Raw genomic sequence first — 22,778 nt, 5'->3', positions numbered from 1 at the left:
GCCCCCTTCCCCGCCCGGCGCCCGCGCGCCGCGGCCCCGGCCGGGCCCCGCACCCACCCCGACGACGACCCCTCCGGCCCGCCTGCCCATCGGCCGGGCGCCGCGAACCCCGTGCAAGGCGACACGAGGCAGGAAGCAGGAAGATGGCAGGCGAAGACAGACTCCGGGAATATCTGAAGAAGGCGACCCGCGATCTCACCGAGGCGCGCGGCCGGCTGGCCGCGGCGGCCGAGCCGATCGCCGTCGTCGGGATGGCGTGCCGGTTCCCCGGCGCCGGCTCCGTCGAGGACTACTGGAACCTGCTGGCGCAGGGCCGCTCCGGCGTGCGCGACGAGGTGCCCGGCGGGCGCTTCGACCTGGCGCCGATGGTCGAGGAGCGCGGCGTGTACACCACGCGCGGCGCCTTCCTGGACGAGGTGGCCGGCTGGGACGCGCCGTTCTTCGGCAGCTCGCCGCGCGAGGCGCTGCGGATGGACCCGCAGCAGCGGCTGCTGATGGAGCTGGTCTGGGAGGCCATGGAGGACGCGGGCACTCCCCCGCCGTCGCTGGCCGGCTCCGCACCGGTGTGCTCGTCGGGTTCTCCGACATCCTGCAGTACGGCCAGGTGACCAAGGAGGCCGAGGGCGCCGAGGTGGTGACCGAGCCGTACCTCGGCCAGGGCGTGTCGCCGAGCGTGGTGGCCTGGCTGGCGTACCACTACGACCTGCGCGGGCCCGCGCTGACCATCGACACGGCGTGCTCGTCCTCGCTGGTCGCGGTGCACCAGGCCGGTACGGCGCTGCGCCGCGGCGAGTGCGACCTCGCGGTGGCCGGCGGCGTGTTCCTCGCGCTGCACCCCGACATGTACGTCAACGCGTGCGCGGCGGCGATGCTCTCGCCCGAGGGCGAGTGCAAGACCTTCGACGCGAAGGCCGACGGCTACGTCCTCGGCGAGGGCGGCGGCGTGGTGCTCCTGGAGCGGCTGTCGGACGCGATCCGCAACGGGCGCCGCATCCACGCGGTGCTGCGCGGCACCGCGGTCAACCAGGACGGCCGCAGCAACGGGCTGACCGCGCCGAGCCGCGGCGCCCAGGTCGAGGTGATCAGGGCCGCGCTGGCCGCGGCGGGCGCCGAGCCCGGCGACGTCGACTACGTCGAGGCGCACGGCTCCGGCACCCCGCTCGGCGACGCGATCGAACTCGGCGCGCTGACCGACGTGTTCGGCCGCGGCAGGACGCGCCCGCTGCACGTGGGCGCGGTGAAGACCAACATCGGCCACACCCAGGCCGCGGCCGGCATGGCCGGGCTGATCAAGGCCGTCCTGGTCCTGGAGCACCGGACCGCGCCGCCCAACCGGAATCTGACCGAACCCTCCGAGACCACCCGCGCCGCGGGCCAGGTCCGGCCGCTGACCGGGCTCACGGAGTTCCCCGCCGCCGACGAGACGTCCGGCGGGCTGCTGGCCGGCGTCAGCTCTTTCGGCTGGTGCGGCACCAACGCGCACGTGGTGCTCGCGTCGGCGGAGGAGGCCGTGCGGGAGGCGGGCGGTGCGGGGACACCCGGCACGTCCGGCACGGCGGGCGCGACGGGCGCGACGGGCGCGACGGGCGCGACGGGCGCGGCGAAGGAGGCGTCGGTGGGGGCCTCGGCCTCGCGGGTCGAGATCCTTCCGGTGTCCGCCGCCGACCCCGCGGCGCTCCGCGCGCGGCTGACCGGGCTGGCCGAGCACCTGTCCCGGCCCGACGCCGCACTTCCGGATGTCGCGCACACGCTGCAACGGGGCCGCGCCGCGCTGGAGTTCCGGCGCGCGGTGGTCGCCGACACGCCGGAGCGGGCGGGCGCGGCGCTGGCCGCCGACGCCGCGCCGGTCAGGCGGGTGAAGGGCGGTCCCCGGGTCGCCTTCCTGCTGCCCGACGCCTCAGCCGTGGATGCGGATGCGGCGACCGGGACGCCGGCCGGATCGTCCGCCGCGGCGAAGTCCGCCGCGCTCACCGCGGAGTTGTACCGGTCCGAGCCCGCGTTCGCGGAAGCCGTCGACGCGTGCCTGGCGCTGCTGGGCGACGCCGCCGGGGACGTGCGGGCCGCCCTGCTCGGGTCCGCGGGCGCCGCGGCCGCGGCGCCGGGCGACCGGCGAGCGGTGGCCGATCAGGACCTGGCCGCCGGTGGCGCGGTCACCGGCGCCGGTTCGGGCACCTCGGCCGGACCCGAGCCGGTCGGCGGCCCGGGAGCGACCGCGACCGGGCCGGTGAGCGGACGCGAGGTCGCCGACCTCGCGCGGTTCACCTCGGGCTACGCGCTGGCGACGCTGCTCGGGCGCCACGGTGTGCGGCCGGCGCTGCTGGTCGGGCACGGCGTGGGCGAGTACGCCGCGGGCGTGCTGGCCGGGGTGTTCGCCCTGGGCGACGCGCTGTCGCTGGTGGCGGTACGGGCCCGGTCGCTCGACGCCGCCGAGGCCGCGGGGCCGGGGGCCGCAGTGGACGGCGAGACCGGCGGGCGCGGCGCGAACGGCGTGAACAGCGCGAACAGCGGCAACGGCGGCAACGGCGGCAACGGCGGCAACGGCGGCAACGGCGGCAACGGCAAGGCGACCGTGGCCTCCGCTCCGGCCGCACTGGCCGCCGCCGTGGCCGCTGTGCCGCGCAACGCCCCGCACACCCCGCTCGTGTCCGCCGCGACCGGCGCCGTGCTCACCGAGGCCGAGGCCACCGACCCCGCCCGCTGGGCCGGGATCGCGGCGGCCGAGCCGGCCTTCGACGGCGGACTGCCGACCGGCGTCCACGCCTATGTCGACCTCGGTCCCGGGCAGGCGCTCGGCGCCCTGGTGGGCCGGCTCGCCGACGCCGACACCGTCGTGCTGGACGCGCCGCTCGACCCAGCGGGCCTGCCACACGCCTACGCCCGCCTGTGGGAGCTGGGCGCACCGGTGGACTGGACGGCCGTCCGCGCCTCGTGCGCCCCCGGCCGCCTCGTCGCCCTGCCCGCCTACCCCTTCCAGCGCACCCGCCACTGGCCCGCGACCCGGGTGACCCCCGGGACGACGGCCACGGCCGCGGCTTCCCCGGCTCGCGGCGGCAGCGCCGCCCGGGCGCACACCGGACGCGGGGCCGGCAGCCAGGCGCCGCAGGCCGCGACGCCCGCGCCCCGCCCGCCTGTCGCCGACGCCACCACCGCCACCGCCACCGGCTCCGGCTCCGGCTCCGGCTCCGGCTCCGGCGGCAACGGCACGGCAACCGCCCCTGGCGCCGGCGCTGTTGGCGCGGCCACCGCCACCCCCGGCCAGGCAGCAGCACTGCCCGCCCCGACCGGCTCCGGCTCCCTCACCACTGCCGGCTCCGGCGAAGGCGGCACGGCGGGTACGCGCGGCGCCGACGGCGTGGGCGCGCCCGCCGCGACCGGTCAGGCGCCCGCGCAGCGGCCCACCGCCGTCCCCGGCTCCGGCGCGGGCGGCGACGCGACCACCCGCGGCGCCGATGCCGTCGCCCCCGCCGCGACCGGCCGGACCGCGCTGCCGGTCACTGTCGGGGCGGACCCCGGCGGTCGGCTCGACGCCGACAGCGGCAACGGCAACGGTCGCGCCCGGTCCGCCGACGGTCACGTCGAGTTGCTCGTGCGCCGCTGGAACGCCGACGCCGGCGTCCCGGCCGACACCGCGACGCCCGCCGGGCGTTACGTGGTGCTGGCCGACGAGGGCGGCGTCGGCGCCGCGTTGGCGGCGCGCCTCACCGCCGGGGGCGCGGACGTGGCGCTCGCCGCGGCCGGCCAGGAGGACGTAGAGCGGCCCGGCGGCGAAGGCCCGCTGACCGTCGCCGCGTTGGGCGGGCTCGACGCCCGCGGCGACGCGGACCCGGTGCCGGCCGTGCTGGCGACCGCGCGGACCGTCACGCGGTGGGCGGAGCAGCCCGGCGTGGACCGGATGGTCGTCGTGACCCGGGGCGGGCAGCCCGTGACCGGGAACGCGCCGGCCGCGGACGCCGGGACCGGGGAGGCGCGGACCGACGCGGCGCAGGCCGCGCTCGCCGTGCTGCCCGTGGTGGCCGGCCAGGAGCACCCCGAACTCGACGTCCTGGGCGTCGACCTGGACCCGGCCTCGGACGAGACGCAGGACGCCGCCGATCTGGCGGCGGCCCTCGCGGCCCCCGCGACCGCGGACTCCCCCGTGCTCGCGGCCTACCGCGCCGGCCGCCGCCACGTGCCCGGCTACGAGCCGGCGCCGGGCGCGGGAACATCCGCGCCCGCGGTCGAGCCCGGCGGCAGCTACCTGATCACCGGCGGCCTCGGCGTGATCGGCCTGGTCCTGGCCGAGCATCTGGTGCGCGGCGGCGCGGGCCGGGTCGCGCTGGCGAGCCGCAGCGGCCTGCCGGCCGACCCGGCGGACCCGCGCGCCGCGGCCGTGGCCCGGCTGGGCTCGCTCGGCACGGCCCGGGTGGAGACGCCCCGGCTGGACGTGACCGATCCGGACGCCGTGCGCGACCTGCTCGCCCGCGAGCGCTTCGACGGCGTGCTGCACGCCGCCGCGGACACCGCGGAGGACGCCTTCCTGCCGCTCGCCGCGCTCGAAGAGGGCCCGGTGCGGCGGCAGTTCGGCGCCAAGTACCGCGGCGCGCTGGCCCTGGAGTCGGCCATCGGGTCGCTGCCGGCCGCCGGCGCGCCGAGGTGGGTGCTGCTGTTCTCCTCGACCTCCGCCCACCTCGGCGGCCTCGCCTTCGGCAGCTACGCCGCGGCGAACGCCGCCCTGGACTCCCTGGCCCGCCCGGCCTCGCCCACCCGCTGGCTCTCGGTCGGCTGGGACACCTGGACGGCGACCCTGGCCCGTACCGAGGCGCACACCGCGCAGGCGCTCGCCGCCCACGCGATGACCGACGCGCAGGCGCTGGCGGTGCTGGACGCCGTCCTGGCCCGGCCGGAGGACGCCGTGGTGGTGGCCGCGGGCGGCTGGCAGGACCGGCTGCCGCGCCGTCGGGAGACGCTGCCGGTCACCGCCGAGGTGCCCGCGGGCCCGGTGCTGCCGCGGCCCGAGCTGCCGCAGCCGTACGTGTCGCCGCTGACCGCGACCGAGCGCGAGCTGTGCGCGCTGTGGTCCGAGACCCTCGGCGTCGCGCCGGTCGGCACCCGGGACAACTTCTTCGACCTGGGCGGCAGTTCGTTCTCCGCGCTGCAGATGCTGGCCACGGTCAGGCGCCGGTTCGGGCGTACCGTCCCGGCGGTGGCGCTGTTCGAGTCGCCCACCGTGCGGCGGCTGGCCGCGGTGCTCGACGAGACCCCCGCGTCCACCGCCGCCCCCGGCGCGCCGGACGCGGCCGGAACTCCCGCACGACCGGCGGACGTCGAGCAGACGGCGCCCGTCGCCCAGCGGCCCGGCCCCGGCTCCGCCCCCGCCGCCGGCTCGGCCCCGGCTGTCGCCGCGTCCGCCGAGCTGCTCCCCGCCGCTCCCGCCCCGGCCTCCCCGCCGGTCCCGGCCGCCGCCCGGCTCGACGCGGACGACCAGCGCGTCGCCGTGATCGGCATGGCCGGCCGCTTCCCCGGCGCGGGCGACGTGCGGCAGTTCTGGCAGAACCTGTGCGACGGCGTCGAGTCGATCAGCTTCTTCACCCCGGAGGAGCTGATCGAGGCCGGGGTCGACCCGGAGCTGGCGCACGACCCGGAGTACGTGCGGGCGCGCCCGGTGCTGGACGACATCGCCTCCTTCGACGCCGGGTTCTTCGGGATGAGCCCGCGGATGGCGGCGCTCGCCGACCCGCAGCAGCGGCTGTTCCTGGAGGTGTGCTGGGAGGCGCTGGAGCACTCCGGCTACGCCGACGAGGGCTACCGCGACCGGATCGGCGTCTTCGGCGGCGCCAACCTCAGCACCTATCTGCTCGGCATGATCCCGCAGTTGGGCGGGGCCGTGGACGTGAGCCCGTACGAGCTGATCATGAGCAACGACAAGGACGCGCTGACCACCACCGTGTCCTACCTGTTCGACCTGCGCGGGCCGAGCGTGGCCGTGCAGACCTTCTGCTCCACTTCGCTGGTCGCGGTGCACACCGCGGTGCGCAGCCTGCGGGCCGGCGAGTGCGAGACCGCGCTGGCGGGCGGCGTCTCGATCGGGGTGCCGGACCGCAAGGGCCACCGCAGGATGCCCGGCGGCATGGACTCGCACGACGGGCACGTGCACTCCTTCGACGCCGACGCCACCGGCACGATGTTCGGCGACGGCGCGACGGTGGTGGTGCTCAAGCGGCTGTCGGACGCGCTGCGCGACGGCGACACCGTGCACGCGGTGATCCGCGGCACCGCGCTGAACAACGACGGCGCCCTGAAGGCGGGTTACACCGCGCCGAGCGTGTCGGGGCAGGCCGTCGCGGTGCGCGCGGCGATGGCGGAGGCGGGCGTCACGGCCGACGACATCGGCTACGTGGAGGCGCACGGCTCGGCCACCGAACTGGGCGACCCGATCGAGGTCGCCGCGCTCACCCAGGCGTTCGGCCCGGGAGCCGGCCCCGGCACGATCCCGATCGGCGCGGTCAAGACCAACGTGGGCCACCTCAACCACGCGGCCGGCACGGCCGGGTTGATCAAGGCGACGCTCGCGGTCCGCGAGGGCTTCATCCCCGCCTCGCTCAACTACACCCGCCCCAACCCGCAGATCGACTTCGCGGGCGGCCCCTTCTACGTCAACGCCGAGGCCGCGGTGTGGCCGGAGCGCGGGCGCGGGCCGCGGATCGCCGGCGTCAACTCGCTCGGTATGGGAGGCACCAACGTGCACGTCGTCCTGGAGCAGCCGCCGTCGCGGCCCGAGCGCGGCCCCGGCGCCCGCCGCCACCACGTGCTGGCCGTCTCGGCCCGTACCGAGGCGGCGGCCGACCAGGCGGTCCGCGACCTCGGCGACCACCTCGCCGGGCAGACCTCGCGGGCCGGCGCCGCCGCTCGGGCGACCGCCCCCACCGTCGCGGACACCGCCTACACCCTGCACGTCGGCCGCAAGACCTTCGAGCACCGCAGGGCCGCCGTGGTCACGGACGCGGCGCAGGCCGCCGCGGTGTTCACCGGCGCCGACGACTCCGTGCCGGTCGCGACGCGGGTGGAGACGGCCTCGGGCCGCGGCGTGGCGTTCCTGTTCGCCGGCGTCGGCGAGCAGTACCCGGGCATGGTGGGCGATCTGTACCGCCACGAGCCGGTGTTCCGCGCCGAGTTCGACGCCGTCGCGGCGCTGCTCGCCCCGCTGCTGCCGGACGCCGACGTGGCCGGGCTGCTCACCGGCGACCGGCCGGGCGGCGGCATGGATCTGGCCGCGCTGCTCGGCCGGGCGAGCGCCGCGGCCGACCGGCGGGCCGAGGAGCTGGAGCGCACCGAGGTGGTGCAGCCGCTGATGTTCGCGGTGGAGTACGCGCTGGCGCGCACCTTCCTCGCCTGGGGCGTGCGGCCCGCGCTGATGCTCGGCTACAGCCTCGGCGAGTACGTGGCCGCGTGCCTGGCCGGGGTGCTGTCGCCGCGGGACGCGGTGGCGCTGGTGGCGTACCGGGCCCGGCTGATCTCCGGGGTGGAGCGCGGCGCGATGGCCGCGGTGCCGCTCGGCGCGGAGCAGCTGCGCGCCCGCTACCGGCTCCAGGCGCGCGGCCTGGACGTCGCGGTGGAGAGCGGCCCGGCCTCGGTGGTGGTCGCCGGACCGCAGCAGGCGCTGGACGACCTGGTCGCGGCGTTGCAGCGGGACGGCGTGCCGGCCCGGGGCCTGCGCACCACGCACGCCTTCCACTCGCGGATGCTGGCCGGCGTCGCCGACGAGCTGACCGCCTGGGTGGCGGAGCACGTCACGCTCAACGCGCCCCGGTCGCCGTACATCTCGAACGTCACCGGTGACGTCGCGGACGCGGCGCTGGTGACCGACCCCGGCTACTGGGCGGCGCACATGTGCCGCACAGTGCGCTTCGACGCGGGGATGCGGCGGCTGCTGGAGGACGAGGAGCTGGCGGTCGTGGAGATCGGCCCCGGCCCGTCGCTCGGCGCGATGCTGCGCGGCGCCGGCTGCCCGCCGCGGCGCTGGCCGCTGATCACCGCGACGCTGCCCGCGCAGAGCGACCCGCGCCCCTCGGACGCGGTGCTCACCGAGTGCGTGGCGCGGCTGTGGCTGACCGGTGTGGAGCTGGACTGGGCCGCGTACCACGGCCGTGGGCAGCACACCGCGCCGCTGCACGGCGACGCGCTGCCCGGCCGGGTGCCGCTGCCGACCTATCCGTTCCAGCGGCAGCGCTACTGGATCGAGCCGGCTCCGCTGCCCGGCAGCGGGCGGGTCGCCGCGGTCGCGGCCGGCGCGCCGGCCGCGGAGGGCCTGACGTCCTTCGAGGATCTGGACCGGGTGCCGCGGCTGCCGGAGGAGCAGTGGCTGTGGCAGCCGGTGTGGCGGCAGACCGCCGCGCCCGCCCCGGCCGCCGGGCAGCCCGCCCACTGGCTGGTGTACGCCGACGGCGCCGACGACCCGGTGCTGGCGCAGCTGCGCGCCGTGGCGCTCGCCGAGGGCGCCGCCGTCACCGCGGTGCGTCCCGGCGCGGCCTTCGCCGCGGAGGCCGGCGCCGACGCCGGCTACACGGTCCGCCCCGGCGACCACGGCGACGCCCAGTCCCTGCTGCGCGCGCTGCGCGAGCGCGGCCTCCCGCTGGACCGCGTCGTCCACCTGTGGACCCTCCCGTGCGCCGGCTCCGGCGCGGACGCGGCGACCGCCGACGACCGTGCGGCCGGTGGCGGCGCCCGGAGCCCGCTCGGCTCCCCCGGGACGGCCGCGCCGACCGCGCGGTCCGCACCGGCCGCGCAGTCCGGACCGGCCGACCCGACCGGTTCCGCCGCCGATGGCGACGCGACCGCGCAGGCCGTCCGGCGGGGGCTGCACACGCTCGTCGCGCTGGCGCACGCCGCGGGTGAACTCGGCTTCGGCGACTGGGCGCTGGACCTGGTGACCACCGGGGCGCACGCGGTGCTCGACGGAGCGGAGGCGCGGCCGGAGGCGGCGACGCTGGTCGGGCCCGCGCTGGTGGTGCCGCTGGAGTACCCGGGGGTGACCACGCGCCTGGTCGACGTGGAGCCCTCGACGCCGGCCGCCGCGATCGCCGCCGAGCTGCGCCGGCCGCGGACCGGCGCGACCGTGGCGCTGCGCGGCGGACGCCGCTGGACGCCCGGCTACGAGGCCATGGCCGCCCCGGACGCGGGCGACGCCGCCCGGCAGGTGCTGCGCCAGGAGGGCGTCTACCTGATCACCGGCGGTCTCGGCGGCATCGGCCTGGCGATGGCCGGGAACCTGGCGCGTGAGTGCCGCGCCCGGCTGGTGCTGCTCGGCCGCCGCGGGCTGCCGCCGCGCGAGCGGTGGACGGCCGTCGCGGACGGCGCCGAGCCGGCCGAGGAGTCGGTGCGCGAGCGGGTGCGCCAGGTGCTGGCCCTGCTGGAGCTGGGCGCCGAGGTCGAGGTCGTCGAGGGCGACGTGGCCGAACCGGCCGACGTGCGCCGGGCGGTGGCCGCCGCGCACGAGCGGTTCGGCGCGCTGCACGGCGTGCTGCACGCGGCCGGCGTGCCCGGCACCGGGCTGATCCAGTTCAAGCGGCCCGAGGACTCCGACCTGGTGCTCGCGCCGAAGGTCGACGGCGCGCGGGCGCTCACCCAGGCCCTGCGGATCGGCGAGGCGGACGAGGTCCCGCTGGACTTCCTGGCGTTCTTCTCCTCGATCACCTCGGCCACCGGCGGCGGCCCCGGCCAGGTCGACTACTGCGCCGCCAACGCCTACCTGGACGCCTGCGCCGCGCGGCTGGCCGGCGACGGCCGCCGGGTGGTGTCGGTGGACTGGGGCGAATGGCAGTGGAACGCCTGGGAGTTCGGGCTCGCCGGGTACGACGACCGGCTGCAGGCGTTCTTCCGCGGCCACCGGGAGACCTTCGGCATCGCGTTCGACGAGGGCTGGCGCTCGCTGCTGCGGGCCCTGGCCTCGGGCGAGCCGCGGGTCGTGGTCTCCACCCAGGACCTGCCGACCATGGTCGACTACGCCACCGGCTTCACCGTCGCGGCGGTTCTCGACCCGGCGGGCGGCGGCTCGGCCGGCGCCCGCCACCCCCGGCCGGAGCTGCTCACCCCCTACCGGGAGCCGTCCGGCGCGGACGAGGAGGCCGTCGCGGAGGTGTGGCGCGACCAGCTGAAGCTGGAGCGCGTCGGCACCGGCGACAACTTCTTCGAACTCGGCGGCAACTCGCTGCTCGGCATCGCCCTGCTGGCCAAGCTGCGGACGGTCTTCCCCGACGCCGAACTGCCGCCGCACATCCTCTACGAAGCCCCGACCGTGGAGGCGCTGGCCCGGGTGGTCGGCTCCGGTTCCCCGTCCGCGGCCGGCTCCGCGCCGGAGAGCGCCGGGGCCTCCGGCGGCGCCGGCGGCGCCGACCGGTCCGACCAGGCCGAGCGCCGGCGTTCCGGCCTGAAGACCGCGGCGGCCCGCCGCCGCAGGGCCGCCTGACCGGAACCGACGGCCCGGCCCGGCCCGACCCGCAAGCCCCCTTTCGTACCCCGTCCCGATTCGTACACGCTCGGCGGTAGCGCCGTGGAAACGGAGAGAGCAATGACTGTCGTTGGAGTCGTCGGCGCAGGCGTCATGGGCGTCGGAGTCGCCCAGAACCTGGCCCAGTACGGCTACGAGACCATCCTGGTCGACATCAGCGAGGAGGTCCTGGACGGCGCCAAGGCCGTCATCTCCCGCAACTGCCAGGCTCAGCGGCCTGATGGGCGGCCCGGTGCTGGACCCGGACGAGATCCTCGGCCGGATCACCACCGCGGTCGGCCTGGACGCGCTGGCCAAGGCCGACTTCGTGATCGAGAACGTCACGGAGGACTGGGAGACCAAGCGCGAGGTGCACCGCGAGCTGGACCAGGTGCTCAGCCCGGACGCGGTGGTCATCGTCAACACCTCCGCGATCCCGATCACCCGGGTCGCCGCGGTCGGCGACCACCCGCAGCGGGTGGTCGGCGTGCACTTCATGAACCCGGTGCCGGCCAAGCCGGTCGTGGAGCTGATCCCGGGGTTCCACACCACCCGTGAGGTCGTCGAGGTCACCCGGCAGTTCCTGGCCGACTTCGGCAAGAAGGCCGTCGAGGTCAAGGACGCCTCGGGCTTCGTCTCCAACCGGGTGCTCATGCTCACCGTCAACGAGGCCGCCTACCTGGTCCACGAGGGCGTCGCCACCGCCGAGTCGGTGGACGAGGTCTTCCGCGGCTGCTTCGGCCACCCCATGGGTCCGCTGGAGACCGCGGACCTGATCGGCGTCGACACGATCCTCTACAGCGTCGAGGTGCTCTACGAGCACTACGCCGACAGCAAGTACCGGCCCTGCCCGCTGCTCAAGCAGATGACGGACGCCGGCCTGCACGGCCGCAAGACCGGCCGTGGCTTCTACACCTACGACACCAAGGGATGACCATCATGTCCGAGACCCTCACCACCCCCGCCGCCCGCGTCCAGGCCTTCATCCAGGGCCGGTTCCCGCAGGCCGACATCACCCCCGACCAGGACATCTTCGCCCTGGGCTTCATCAACTCGCTGTTCGCGATGGAGCTGGTGATGTTCATCGAGAAGACCTTCGGCGCCACCGTCCCCAACGACGAGCTGCGCATCGACAACTTCCGCACCGTCGAGTCCATGGCCGCGCTGGTCGCCCGGCTGACCGATCCGGCGCCGGTCTCCTGAGGAGGACAGCATGACGAGTGTGACCGTGGCGCCACCCGTGGCGCCACCGGCACAGGCACCGGCACCGGCACCGGCACCGGCTTCGACACCGACACCGGCACCGGCACCGGCACCCATCGACCGGGACTCGGTGCGCGCCTTCGTCGACGAGTGGATCGTTCCGGTGGCCGACGCGTACGACCGGGCCGGCGCGGTGCCGGAGGAGGTCCAGGAGCGGGTCGGGGAACAGGGCCTGTGGGCCCCGTTCCTCCCCGCCCGCTGGGGCGGCCGGGACCTGGACATGGTGACCCTGGGCGCGGTGCACGAGGAGGTGGGCCGCGGCTGCTCCTCGGTCCGTTCCCTGCTCACCGTGCACACCATGCTCTCCTGGGCGCTGCTGCGCTGGGGCAGCGACGCCCAGCTCCAGCAGTGGGCGGGCGACCTGGCCACCGGCCGGGTGCGGGGCGCGTTCTGCCTGTCCGAGCCGGGCGCCGGCAGCGACGCGGCCGGCATCTCCACCCGGGTCGAGCCGCACCGCGGCGGCTGGCTGCTCAACGGCCGCAAGAAGTGGATCACCGGCGGTCAGCGCGCGGACCTGTACCTGGTGTTCGCGCGCACCGAGACCTCGATCGTGGCGCTGCTGGTGCCGCGCCGCGCGCCCGGTGTGCGGGTCACGCCGATCGAGGACATGCTCGGCACCCGCGCGTCGCTGATCGCCGAGATCGAGTTCGACGATGTGGAGCTGGGGCCCGAGGCGCTGCTCGGGCCCAGCTCCTTCGCCTCCGGCATGGTGCTCAGCGGCACGCTGGACCTGGGGCGCTACAGCGTGGCGTGCGGGTCGGTCGGCATCGTCCAGGCGTGCCTGGAGGCGTGCGCGGCCTACACCTCGCACCGCACGGTGGCCGGCAGCCGGCTGCGGGACCTGCCGCTGATCCGGTCCAAGCTCTCCGACATGGTCACCGACGTACGGGCGGCGCGGCTGCTGTGCCGCCGCGCCGGTGAGCTGAAGGACGCCGGGGACCCGGCGACGATCATGGCCACCTGGGTGGCGAAGTACTTCGCGTCCACGGCCGCGGCCCGGCACTCCACCGAGGCCGTCCAGGTGCACGGCGCCAACGGGATGACCGCCGACTTCCCGGTCGCGCGGATGTACCGGGACGCGAAGGTGATGGAGCTGATCGAGGGCAGCAACGAGATCCAGCGGATGACGATCGCCGACGAGGCGTTCCGGGAGGGAGCACAGTGAGCACAGCGAGCACGGTGAGCACGGGAACGCGGACCGCGGCGGAAGCGGCGACGGACACGGCGACGGACACGGCGACGGACCCCTACCGCAAGCCCAGACAGGGCCGCATCAAGTGCGTGGTGTGGGACCTGGACAACACCCTGTGGGACGGCGTCCTGCTGGAGGACGCCGAGGTGCGGGTGCGCCCGCACGTGGTGGAGCACCTGCACCGGCTGGACGCGCTGGGCGTCCTGCACTCGGTGGCCAGCAAGAACGACCACGACACGGCGGTGGCCAAGCTGACCGAGCTGGGCCTGAAGGACATGTTCCTGTTCCCGCAGATCGGCTGGGACGCCAAGTCCGAGTCGGTGCGCCGGATCGCCGCCAAGCTCAACCTGGGCCTGGACGCCTTCGCGTTCGTCGACGACCAGGAGTTCGAGCTGGCCGAGATGGAGTTCTCGCTGCCCGAGGTGACCCGGGTGAACGCGGCGGACGTGGACACCGAGCTGCTGCGCGAGGAGTTCCGGCCGCGGTTCGTGTCCGACGAGTCCGCGCAGCGCCGCGCGATGTACCGCGGGCAGCTGGCCAGGGACGAGGTGGAGAGCGACTTCAAGGGCACCAACGAGGAGTTCCTCGCCTCGCTCGGCATGACGTTCACGATCGCGCCGGCCGCCCGGGAGGACCTCCAGCGGGCCGAGGAGCTGACGGTGCGCACCAACCAGCTCAACGCCACCGGCCGCACCTACTCCTACGACGAGCTGGACGAGCTGCGCGAGTCCCCCGACCACCTGCTGCTGGTCGCCAGTCTGGTGGACCGGTTCGGTTCGTACGGCAAGATCGGCCTGGCGCTGGTGGAGAAGGGCGACCCGGACTGGCGGCTGCGGATGATGCTGATGTCGTGCCGGGTGATGTCCCGCGGCGTCGGCTCGGTGCTGCTCAGCCACGTCATGGAACGCGCCCGCGCGGCCGGCGCCGGGCTGACCGCGGACTTCGTGGAGACCGGGCGCAACCGGATGATGCAGATCACCTACGCGTTCGGCGGGTTCCGCGAGGTGTCCAGGGACGGCGCCCGGGTGGTGCTGGCGGCGGACATGTCGCAGATCCAGCCGGCGCCGGGCTACGTCACGCTGGAGGTGAAGCCGTGACGACGGCGCTGCGCGCACCGGCGGCGGCCACCGCGTGGTTCCCGTTCGCCGAGCACCCCGGCAGCGTCGGACCGCGGCTGTACTGCCTGCCGCACGCGGGCGGTTCGGCGTCGGCGTTCCGTTCGTGGTTCGGCCGGATCGGCGAGGTGTCGGTCCGGCCGGTGCAGCCGCCGGGCCGCGAGACCCGGCTGCGGGAGACCCCGTACCGCGAGATGGACCGGTTGGTCGCGGACCTGGCGGACGCGGTGCTCGCGGACCTGGTGGACGAGGGACCGGCCGGCGGGCCGGTGCGGCCGTACGCGGTGTACGGGCACAGCCTGGGCGCGCTGGAGGCGTTCGAGCTGGTCCGGGAGATCCGCCGGCGCGGCGGTCCCGATCCGCTGCACCTGTTCGTCTCCGGGTGCGGCGCGCCCGGCGACGACCCGGACGCCGACGAGCCGCCGATCGGCGCGATGTCCGACGAGCAGGTGGTGGCGCTGCTGCGGCGGATCGGCGGCACGCCGGAGTGGATGCTCGGCGACCCCTCGGTGCTGCGGATGATCCTGCCGCCGTTCCGCGCGGACTTCGCGGTGAAGGAGTCGCACGCGCCGCGGGCCGAGCCGCCGCTGGCCGTGCCGGTCACGGCGCTGGCCGCGGACGGCGACGCCCGCACCGGCACCGCCGGCATGGCCGGCTGGGAGCGCCACACCACCGGCCCGTTCCAGGCGTACACCCTGTCCGGCGGCCACTTCGCGGTGCTGGAGCAGGCCGGCGTGACCCAGCGCTACATCGCCCGCGCCCTGTGGGGGGCGTGAGATGGCCGCGTTGGATCTCACGGCCGCGGCGCCGGACACGGACCGCTCGCCGGACACGGACCGCTCGCCGGGCGCGCACGGCTCGTCGGGTACGGACCCGGGCGGCTCGTCGGGTACGGGTACGGGCCCGGGCGGGGTGCCGGGTACGGGCCCGGCCCGGGTGTCCGGGGCCGGGGGCGTCGGGGAGGACTTGCGGGCCGCGGCGGCCGGGACGCTCACCGGGTGGTTCCTGCGGGGCCTGGCCGCCGGACCGGACGCGGAGGCGCTGCGGGTGGGGCGGACCCGGCTCGGCTACCGGGAGCTGCACGAGCGGGCGCTCGCGCTTGCCGGGACCGTCGTCGCGGCGGTCCCGGGCGGCCGGCCACGGCGGGTCGGCCTGCTGGCCGCGCGCAGCGAGCAGGCGTACGCGGGGCTGCTGGCCGCCGGGTACGCGGGCGCGGCGGTGGTGCCGCTGCACCCGGACTTCCCGGCCGAGCGGACCGCGGCGATGGCCGCCGCGGCCGGCCTGGACGCGGTGATCGCCGACGACCGGGGGCCGGCGCGCTGCCGGCCCTGACCGGGCCCGGCGGTCCGCTGGCCGGCGTGCCGGTGGTGCGGGAGCCGGTCGGCCCCGCGCTGCCGCGGCCGCGCCCGGCCGGCCCCGACGCGGTCGCGTACATCCTGTTCACCTCGGGCTCCACCGGCCGTCCCAAGGGTGTGCCGGTGCTGCACCGCAACGTCGACGCGTATCTGCGCTTCGTGCACGACCGCTACGGCTTCCACGCCGGCGACGTGTTCTCGCAGACCTTCGACCTGACCTTCGACCTGGCGATGTTCGACCTGTTCACCGCCTGGGGCAGCGGCGGCACGGTGGTCAGCGTGCCGCCGACCGCCTACGCGGCGCTGGAGCGCTTCGTCGCCGAGCAGGGCATCACGGTGTGGTTCTCGGCGCCGAGCCTGATCTCCCAACTGGGCCGCCGTCCACAGGGGTTGGCGGCGGGTGGGCTGGCGAGCCTGCGCTGGAGCCTGTTCTGCGGCGAGCCGCTGCTGGCACACGACGCGGCGGCCTGGCAGGCGGCGGCGCCCGGCTCGACGGTGGAGAACCTCTACGGGCCCACCGAGTTGACCATCTCGTGCAGCGTGCACCGCTGGGACCCCGAGCGCTCCCCGGCCCGCTGCGTCAACGACATCGTGCCGATCGGCACCCTGCACCCGGGCCTGCGCCGGCTGCTGCACGACGGCGAACTGTGCGTCACCGGCGACCAGATGGTGCCCGGCTACCTCGACCCGGCCGACGACGAGGGCCGGTTCCTGGAGCACGAGGGGCAGCGCTGGTACCGCACCGGCGACCTGGTGCGTGAGCTGGACGGCGGCGAGCTGGCGTATCTGGGCCGCCGCGACCACCAGGTGCAGATCCACGGCATCCGGGTGGAACTCGCCGAGGTGGAATGGGCGTTGCGCCGCCTGCCCGGGGTGACGGACGCGGTGGCCGTCGCGGTCGACGGCGAACTCACCGCGTTCCTGCTGGGAGCGCCCGGCGCGCCCGCCCACCTGGCCAAGGCGCTGGGCGAGTTCCTGCCCCGCCCGCTGGTGCCGCGCCGTTTCGTCCCGCTGGCGGCGTTCCCGCTGAACGCCAACCGCAAGGTGGACCGCAAGGCGCTCACCGCCCGCGCCGCGCGGGGGCGGTGAACGCGGCGGGCGGGGGCGGCCCCCGGCCGGAAGCCGGGAGCCGCCCCCGCCCGGGGACGGCGACACGCCGGGCCCGGGGCCGCCGGGAACCGGCGGCGCACCGGAGCGGCGTCCGCGGTCAGACCGCGACCGGGGCCGCCGCCCGGGCCACGGCCGCGGCGAGCCGGCGCACCGTGGGGTGCTCCACCAGATCGGTGGCGGCCACGTCCGCGCCGACCGCCGCCCTGATCCGCGCGGTCATCTGGATGGCCAGCATGGAGTGGCCGCCCAGCTCGAAGAAGTCGTCGTCGGCGCCGACGCCCTCGACGCCGAGGACCGCCCCCCAGATGTCGGCGAGCGCGCGTTCGACGCCCTCGGCCGGCTCCTGGTACGGGGTGGTCAGGTCGGGGCGCGGGTGGCGCTCGCCGTCGGACGCGGCGGCGTCGGCGGCCGGGCCGCCGCCGGTGACCCAGCGGGCCAGCCGGGGGCCGATCGGCCCGCTGGAGACCACCACCTGCGCGACGCCGGAGGCCGCCGCGAGCGAGCGCTCCAGCACCTCCACACCCTCCCGCGGGGCCATCCGGTACGCCTGGACCTGCGGGTTGTGGCCCTCCAGGCGCTCGGGATCGATGTCCCAGGTGTCCCAGTCGACGGTGATCCAGCGTCCCTGCCCGCGCCGCCTGGCCCGCCGGGCGTAGGCGTCGAGCGCCGCGTTGGCCGCCGAATAGGGGCCGAGCGCGATGCCGCCGAGCACCGCGGACAGCGAGGAGAGCGTGATCCTCCGGTCCCTGGCCCGGTCCCCGAGCACCGCCTGGAGGGTGTGGAAGCCGCGCACCTTGGCGTGCAGATGGGTCTCGCAGCACTCGCGGTCGGACAGGTGGGCCAGCTTGAACCAGCTCGGGTCCTGCACGCCGGCCGCGTGCACCACGACGTCGACGCCGCCGAAGCGCGCGTCGGCGGCGGCGACCACGGCCCGCATGCCCTCCTCGTCGCCGACGTCCACGCCGGCCGCCAGCACCTGCGCGCCGGCCGCCTCCAGCGCCAGCACGTTGCGGATGTGCCGGGCCTGCCGGCCCTCCCCGCCGGCCAGCTCCGCCCATCGCTCGCGCGGCGGCAGGGCGGTGCGGGCGGTGAGCACCAGCCGGGAGCCGTAGCGCTCGGCGAGGTGCCGGGCGAGCACCAGGCCCACGTCGCCGAGGCCGCCGGTGATCAGCACGGTCTCGTCGGCGCGGAACAGCGGCCGCGCCGGATCGGGCGCGGGCAGCGGGTGCTGCTGGTAGTCGCGCACCCACAGCTCGCCGGACCGCACCGCGGCCGGGCCCTCGTGCGGGTGGACCATCGCGGCGAGCGCCTGCTCGACGTCCTCGTCCGCGATGCCGGCGGCCGCGTCCGGTCCGCCCGGCCGCGCCGCTCCGGCCGCTCCGGCCGGTCCGCCCGCCTCCAGGTCGATGTGACGGCACGTCAGGTGCGGGTTCTCCTGGGCGATGGTGGGCGCGAGGGCGGCCAGCGCCGCGTGCTCGGGGTGGTCGAGGTCCGCGCCGGCGACGGCCGCGGCGCCGCCGGTGAGCAGCACCACCTCGGCGGGCGGCGCGAGGGGGTCGTCGGCCAGCGCCTTGACCAGGGCGAGCGCCGCGTAGACGCCGCGGTCCAGCTCGGCGGTGAAGTGCGCGGCGCCGTCGCCCTCGGGCGAGGCGAGCGCCAGGCCGTGCACGACGGTGCGCGGCGCGACGAACTGCGCGGCGAGCAGCTCGCCGAGGCTGTCCGCGCTGTCGGGCCGTACGGTGAAGTCGCCCGCGTCGTCCTGGCCGAAGGTCTCGCCCGGCCGCGCGGTGACGACCTCGGCGCCGGCCCGCGCGAGCCGCCGGACCAGCGCCTCGGCCCGCTCCTCGCCGGCCAGCACCAGCCAGGGCCCGGCGGCGCGCAGCCGCTCGTCCAGGTCGGCGGTCGGCAGCGGTCGGCGGCGCCACACCGGCAGGTACGTCCACCGGTCCAGGTCGTCCACCCGGCCCTCGACGGGGGCCGCGGCGGCCTTGTCGCGGGCCGCGCCGGGCAGCGGGTCCACCCAGTAGCGGCTGCGCCGGAAGGGGAACGTCGGCAGCTCCACCCGGCGGCCCTCGCCGCGGTGCAGCGCGGCCCAGTCCAGGCTCGCGCCGGCCAGCCAGAGCCGGCCCAGGGCGCCGGCGATCCACTCCCGCGCCCGGCCGCGGTCGCCGGCGTCACGGCCCGCACCGCTGTCGGCGCCGGCGCCGATGGTCCCGACACCGCCGGACGAGCCCGCCGGGCCCGGACCGGCCGCCGCCGGGCCGACCGTGAGGGTCTCGACGTGGCCCCGGGCGTCCGCCCCGGACGCGGCGTCGGCGACGCGCACGCCGAGCGCGCGCAGGCCCTCCGCGAGCGCGGCGAGAGCGCGGTCCCGGTCGGCCGCGACCGCCGACGCGTCCCCGTCGGCGTCCGCCGAGGACGCCGCGTCCGCCGCGGCCGCGTCGTCCTCGGCCGCCGGCAGCATCTCCCGTACGGCGTCGGCGAGTTCCGCCCACCAGGCGGCCGGGGCCGCCGGGTCCGGGGCGAGCCGGACGAGCGGGTCGCGGCGGACGGTCTCCCCGTCGGTCCAGCGGGCCGGGTCGGCCAGCGCGGCCACCGCGTCGGCGAGGTCGGCGACCACGGCGGTGCGGCGCAGCGCGAAGTGGCCGCGGGAGACCTGGAGGGTGAACGCGACGTCGGCCGGGTCGAGTTCGGGGTGCTCGCCCAGGTGCGCGCGCAGGCGTTCGCCGATCGCGTCCAGGCCCGCGGCGTCGTTGGCGGAGAACGCCAGCAGGTGCGGGCCCGGGTACGGCGTGCCGCGCTCCGGCCGCGGCGGGGCCTGCTCCAGCACCACGTGGGCGTTGGTGCCGCCCAGGCCGAAGGAGCTGACGCCGGCCCGGCGCGGGCCCTCGCCCCGCGGCCAGGGCCGGGTGTCGGGCTGCACGGTGAACCGGTCGGCCGCCGCGGCCAGCGCCGGGTTGGGCGTCTCGAAGCCGGGCACGCCGGGGCGAACCCCCTCGCGTACGCTCAGCGCCGCGCGGATCAGGCCGGTGACGCCGGCCGCGCGGTCCAGGTGGCCGAGCGTGGCCTTGGCGGTGCCGAGCACCGCGGGGCGCTCGGGGGCGTTGCGGAACACCCGTGCCATGGCGGCGAGTTCGATGCCGTCGCCGAGCGCGGTGCCGGTGGCGTGGCACTCGACGTAGCCCAGCGTCTCGGGGGCGACGTCGGCGACGTCCAGCGCGGTGCGGATCACCTCGGCCTGGCCGTCGACGCCGGGCGCGGTGTAACCCACCTTCTCCCGGCCGTCGTTGTTGACCGCCGAGCCGAGGATCACCGCGTGGACCAGGTCGCCGTCGGCGAGCGCGTCGGTCATCCGCTTCAGGGCGACCACGCCGACGCCCGAGCCCATCACGGTGCCGTCGGCGGCGGCGTCGAAGCTGCGCGGCCGGCCCAGCGGCGAGGTGATGCCGCCGGGCTCGTAGTGGTAGCCGGCCGGCTGCGGCAGCGGCAGGAACGCGCCGCCCGCCAGCGCCATGTCGCTGTCGAAGGTCAGCAGGCTCTGCACCGCCAGGTGCACCGCGACCAGCGAGGTGGAGCAGAAGGTCTGCACGCTCAGGCTCGGTCCGCGCAGCCCCAGCTTGTACGCCACCAGGGAGGTGAAGGAGTCGCGTTCGTTGCCGACGCCGACCAGCAGCCGGCCGCCGGGCTCGTCGACCACGTGGGCGACGTTGTCCATCAGGTAGTCGGGGAAGGCGGCGCCGCCGAACACTCCGACCCGTCCGGGCGGCGCGACCGGCGGGTAGCCGGCGCTCTCCAGGGCCTCCCAGCAGCATTCCAGGAACAGCCGGTGCTGCGGGTCCATCGTCTCGGCCTCGCGCGGCGAGAAGCCGAACACGGCGGCGTCGAACTCGGCCAGGCCGTCGACCGGTCCGCCGACCCTGACGTAGTGCGGGTCTGCGGCGGCCTCGAGCGGCACGCCCGCCGCGGCCAGCTCGTCCGCGGTGATCTCGCGCAGTCCGCTCGCGCCCGCCAGCACGTTGCGCCACAGGGCGGCGACGTCGGGTGCGCCGGGGAACCGGCCGGACATGCCGACCAGCGCCACCGCGGACTCGTACCGGTCGAACGCGTCGTCGGTCACGACGTGATTCATGGCTTCCTTCCTCACAACAGGCGGCTGCGGCCCCAGCCGCGCGCCAGCCGGTAGGCGGCGAGCGTCCCGAAGGCGACGCCGATGGACAGGCACACCAGGGCGGGCCGGACCATCGCCGACCCGTCCCCTTCGAGCGCCGCGCGGATGAGGGACATCGCCCAGTAGCCGGGCGAGGCCGGCGCGATGTGGCGGGCCCAGGCCGGCATCAGGCTGACCGGCACCAGGGCGCCGCCGAGCGCGCTGACGGCGACGGCGCCGAGGTCGGAGACCACGCTGAGGTCGCCGCGGGTGCGGGCGAGCGTGGCCAGCGCCGCGCCCACCGACAGCAGGGTGAAGCCCCAGATCGCGACGGCCAGGACCACCCAGCCGACCGACGCGGGCAGCCGCAGGCCCAGCACCAGGCAGCCGAAGCCGAGGACCACGGTCTGCTGGAGCAGCAGGATCAGGAACGCCGGCACGGTCTTGCCGAGCAGCAGTTCGGTGCGGCAGGCCCGGGTGACGCGCAGCCGGTCCCAGGTGCGCCACTCGCGCTCGACCATGATCGAGTGGCCGACGACGGCCAGCGCGAAGACCGAGAACATCACCAGCGGCCCGGTGACGGCCTGCACGGTGCCGCTGGACAGCGCCTTGACGTAGAGCGGTTTGAGTACGGTCATCAGCACCATGGGCATCACCACGTAGCTGATCAGCTGGCTGGGGTCGCGCAGCCGCAGGACCAGGTTGTGCCGGACCAGCAGTCCGGTGCGGTGCAGGGCCTCGGCGTTCATCGGGCACCGCCTTCGCGGGGCGCGGCGGGCGCGGTCACCGCCGGGGTCACCGCCGGGGCCGGAGCCGCCGGGGTCGCCGCGGGCGGCAGGGGCCGCGCGGGCGCGGCGGGGGGCCGCGGGTCATGCTTCATCGAGCACCGCCAGGGATCGGTAGAGGTCGTCCAGATCGGGTTTGCGCACGTCGACCGAGGTGACCGGCTGCGTCGCCTCGGCCAGCAGCCGGATCAGCGCGGCGGTCGGGTCGTCGGTGGACCGGCGCTGCTCGCTGCCGTCGGCGAAGGTCAGCGCGACCTCGCCGGGCAGGCCCGCCAGCAGTTCGGCGGCGGTGCCGCGGGCCACCACCCGGCCGCGCTTGGCGACGGCGATGGTGGCGTCGAGCTCGGTCAGCTCGGCCAGGTAGTGCGTGGTGTAGACGACGCCGGCGCCCTCGGCGGCGCGCCGCCGCACCGCGTCGAGCAGCGCCTGGCGGGTCTCGGGGTCGGCGCCCGCGGTCGGCTCGTCCAGCAGCAGCAGCCGGGGGCGGTGGATCAGCGCGACGCCGGCCTGGGCGCGGCGCTGCTGGCCGCCGGAGAGCACACCGGCCGGCCGGTCGAGGAACTCCGTCAGCCGCAGGTCGTCCGCCACCTCGTCCACCGCGGCGCGCAACGCGCCGCGGCGCAGCCCCGACAGCCCGCCGAACAGCCGCAGGTGCTCGCGGACGGTCACCGACGGGTAGAGCGCGATGTGCTGCGGCGACACGCCGATCACGCCGCGGGCGGCGACCGGATCGGCGCCGTCCACCAGCGCGGTGCCGGCGTCGGCCCTGATCAGCCCGGAGACGACCTCCACGAAAGTGGTCTTGCCGGCGCCGTTGTGGCCGACCAGTCCGACGATCTCCCCGGGCCGCACGGTCAGGTCGAACCCGGCCAGCGCGTCGACGTCGCCGTAGCGCTTGGCCAGTCCGCTCACCTGGAGGACCGGGGACGCGGCCGGCGTACGGGTGTCGTGCGCGCGGGCGTCGTGTGGGTGGGCGTCGTGCGGGTGGGCGCCGTCCCCGCGGGCGCCGCGCGCGCGGGCGTTCGCAGGGGTGTTGGCGGAGTTGTCCGCGAAGTTGTCCGCGAAGGCGTCCGCGGGGTCTTTCGCGAAGTCGTCCGCGGGCTTGCGGGCGGACTCGCGGGCGGCGGCACGGACACGCGGGCCGGTCCGCGCGGTGTGCGCGGCCGGATCGGCGGCGGGCTGCGCGGCAGGCGTCCCGGCGGACGCGGCGCCGGCGGCGCGGACCCGGCCGCGCGGACGGCGCGCACGGTCCTCGCGGCCGCGGCCGGACTCGCGCACGGGCTCGCGCACGGGCTCGGCACCGCCCTCGCCGCCGTCGCCGGCCGCGGGCCGGGCCGTCACGCCGGTCG

At 76.8% G+C, this 22,778-nt stretch carries 11 protein-coding genes and 2 pseudogenes; 10 read left to right on the top strand and 3 right to left on the bottom strand.

Going from position 1 to position 22,778, the window contains the following annotated elements; all coding sequences use genetic code 11:
* Positions 1 to 143: 143 nt before the first annotated feature.
* The 10 genes and pseudogenes from VSR01_RS38085 to VSR01_RS33650 form a co-directional block, all read left to right on the top strand.
* A pseudogene (locus tag VSR01_RS38085) lies at positions 144 to 2,443 on the top strand (beta-ketoacyl synthase N-terminal-like domain-containing protein); the annotation flags it as partial.
* Positions 2,444 to 3,892: 1,449 nt separating this feature from the next.
* The gene (locus tag VSR01_RS33690) at positions 3,893 to 10,441 is read left to right on the top strand and encodes an SDR family oxidoreductase (RefSeq protein WP_442785735.1); all 6,549 of its coding nucleotides are present in this window, start codon (positions 3,893 to 3,895) and stop codon (positions 10,439 to 10,441) included.
* Positions 10,442 to 10,543: 102 nt separating this feature from the next.
* Positions 10,544 to 10,645 (top strand): annotated as a pseudogene (locus tag VSR01_RS33685) (3-hydroxyacyl-CoA dehydrogenase NAD-binding domain-containing protein); the annotation flags it as partial.
* 58 nt (positions 10,646 to 10,703) lie between these two features.
* The gene (locus VSR01_RS33680) at positions 10,704 to 11,396 is read left to right on the top strand and encodes a 3-hydroxyacyl-CoA dehydrogenase family protein (protein WP_326452771.1); all 693 of its coding nucleotides are present in this window, start codon (positions 10,704 to 10,706) and stop codon (positions 11,394 to 11,396) included.
* Positions 11,393 to 11,665 carry an acyl carrier protein gene (locus VSR01_RS33675; protein WP_326452770.1) on the top strand — a complete coding sequence of 91 codons (273 nt, stop codon included), beginning with the start codon at positions 11,393 to 11,395 and terminating at the stop codon, positions 11,663 to 11,665. The genes VSR01_RS33680 and VSR01_RS33675 overlap by 4 nt, the downstream gene beginning before the upstream one ends.
* Before the next feature lie 130 nt (positions 11,666 to 11,795).
* Complete coding sequence (locus VSR01_RS33670) at positions 11,796 to 12,890, top strand: acyl-CoA dehydrogenase family protein (protein WP_326452769.1); 1,095 nt, start codon at positions 11,796 to 11,798, stop codon at positions 12,888 to 12,890.
* Between the two features lie 14 nt (positions 12,891 to 12,904).
* A complete protein-coding gene (locus VSR01_RS33665; RefSeq protein WP_326452768.1) occupies positions 12,905 to 14,014 on the top strand; it encodes an HAD-IIIC family phosphatase in 1,110 nt (369 codons plus the stop codon).
* Entirely contained in the window at positions 14,011 to 14,808 is a 798-nt protein-coding gene (locus VSR01_RS33660; protein ID WP_326452767.1) for a thioesterase II family protein, read from the top strand. Before VSR01_RS33665 ends, VSR01_RS33660 begins: the two co-directional genes overlap by 4 nt.
* Position 14,809: 1 nt before the next feature.
* Entirely contained in the window at positions 14,810 to 15,364 is a 555-nt protein-coding gene (locus VSR01_RS33655; RefSeq protein WP_326452766.1) for an AMP-binding protein, read from the top strand.
* A 26-nt stretch (positions 15,365 to 15,390) separates the two neighbouring features.
* On the top strand, positions 15,391 to 16,476 hold the full coding sequence (locus tag VSR01_RS33650) for an AMP-binding protein (protein WP_326452765.1): 1,086 nt from the start codon (positions 15,391 to 15,393) through the stop codon (positions 16,474 to 16,476).
* A 118-nt stretch (positions 16,477 to 16,594) separates the two neighbouring features.
* Here the strand turns inward: VSR01_RS33650 and VSR01_RS33645 are convergent, their stop codons facing one another.
* The 3 genes from VSR01_RS33645 to VSR01_RS33635 all read right to left on the bottom strand — a co-directional run bounded on the left by VSR01_RS33645 (position 16,595) and on the right by VSR01_RS33635 (position 22,770).
* Positions 16,595 to 20,626, bottom strand: coding sequence for an SDR family NAD(P)-dependent oxidoreductase (locus VSR01_RS33645; protein ID WP_326452764.1), 4,032 nt, complete (start codon positions 20,624 to 20,626; stop codon positions 16,595 to 16,597).
* An 11-nt stretch (positions 20,627 to 20,637) separates the two neighbouring features.
* Positions 20,638 to 21,393, bottom strand: a complete 756-nt coding sequence (locus VSR01_RS33640) for an ABC transporter permease (protein ID WP_326452763.1) — start codon at positions 21,391 to 21,393, stop codon at positions 20,638 to 20,640.
* 120 nt (positions 21,394 to 21,513) lie between these two features.
* The gene (locus VSR01_RS33635; protein ID WP_326452762.1) at positions 21,514 to 22,770 is read right to left on the bottom strand and encodes an ABC transporter ATP-binding protein; all 1,257 of its coding nucleotides are present in this window, start codon (positions 22,768 to 22,770) and stop codon (positions 21,514 to 21,516) included.
* Positions 22,771 to 22,778 lie beyond the last annotated feature (8 nt).

The sequence above is a fragment of the Actinacidiphila sp. DG2A-62 genome (assembly GCF_035825295.1).
Lineage (GTDB): Bacteria > Actinomycetota > Actinomycetes > Streptomycetales > Streptomycetaceae > Actinacidiphila.
The sequence above is the reverse complement of the archived record's forward strand: the minus strand, read 5'-3'. Positions and strand labels throughout refer to the sequence as shown.

Coding starts and splice junctions, on each gene's coding strand:
- VSR01_RS33690 (WP_442785735.1), top strand. CDS start 3,893: ATGGTCGTCGTGACCCGGGGCGGGCAGCCCGTGACCGGGAACGCGCCG.
- VSR01_RS33680 (WP_326452771.1), top strand. CDS start 10,704: ATGGGCGGCCCGGTGCTGGACCCGGACGAGATCCTCGGCCGGATCACC.
- VSR01_RS33675 (WP_326452770.1), top strand. CDS start 11,393: ATGACCATCATGTCCGAGACCCTCACCACCCCCGCCGCCCGCGTCCAG.
- VSR01_RS33655 (WP_326452766.1), top strand. CDS start 14,810: ATGGCCGCGTTGGATCTCACGGCCGCGGCGCCGGACACGGACCGCTCG.
- VSR01_RS33645 (WP_326452764.1), bottom strand. CDS start 20,626: ATGAATCACGTCGTGACCGACGACGCGTTCGACCGGTACGAGTCCGCG.
- VSR01_RS33640 (WP_326452763.1), bottom strand. CDS start 21,393: ATGAACGCCGAGGCCCTGCACCGCACCGGACTGCTGGTCCGGCACAAC.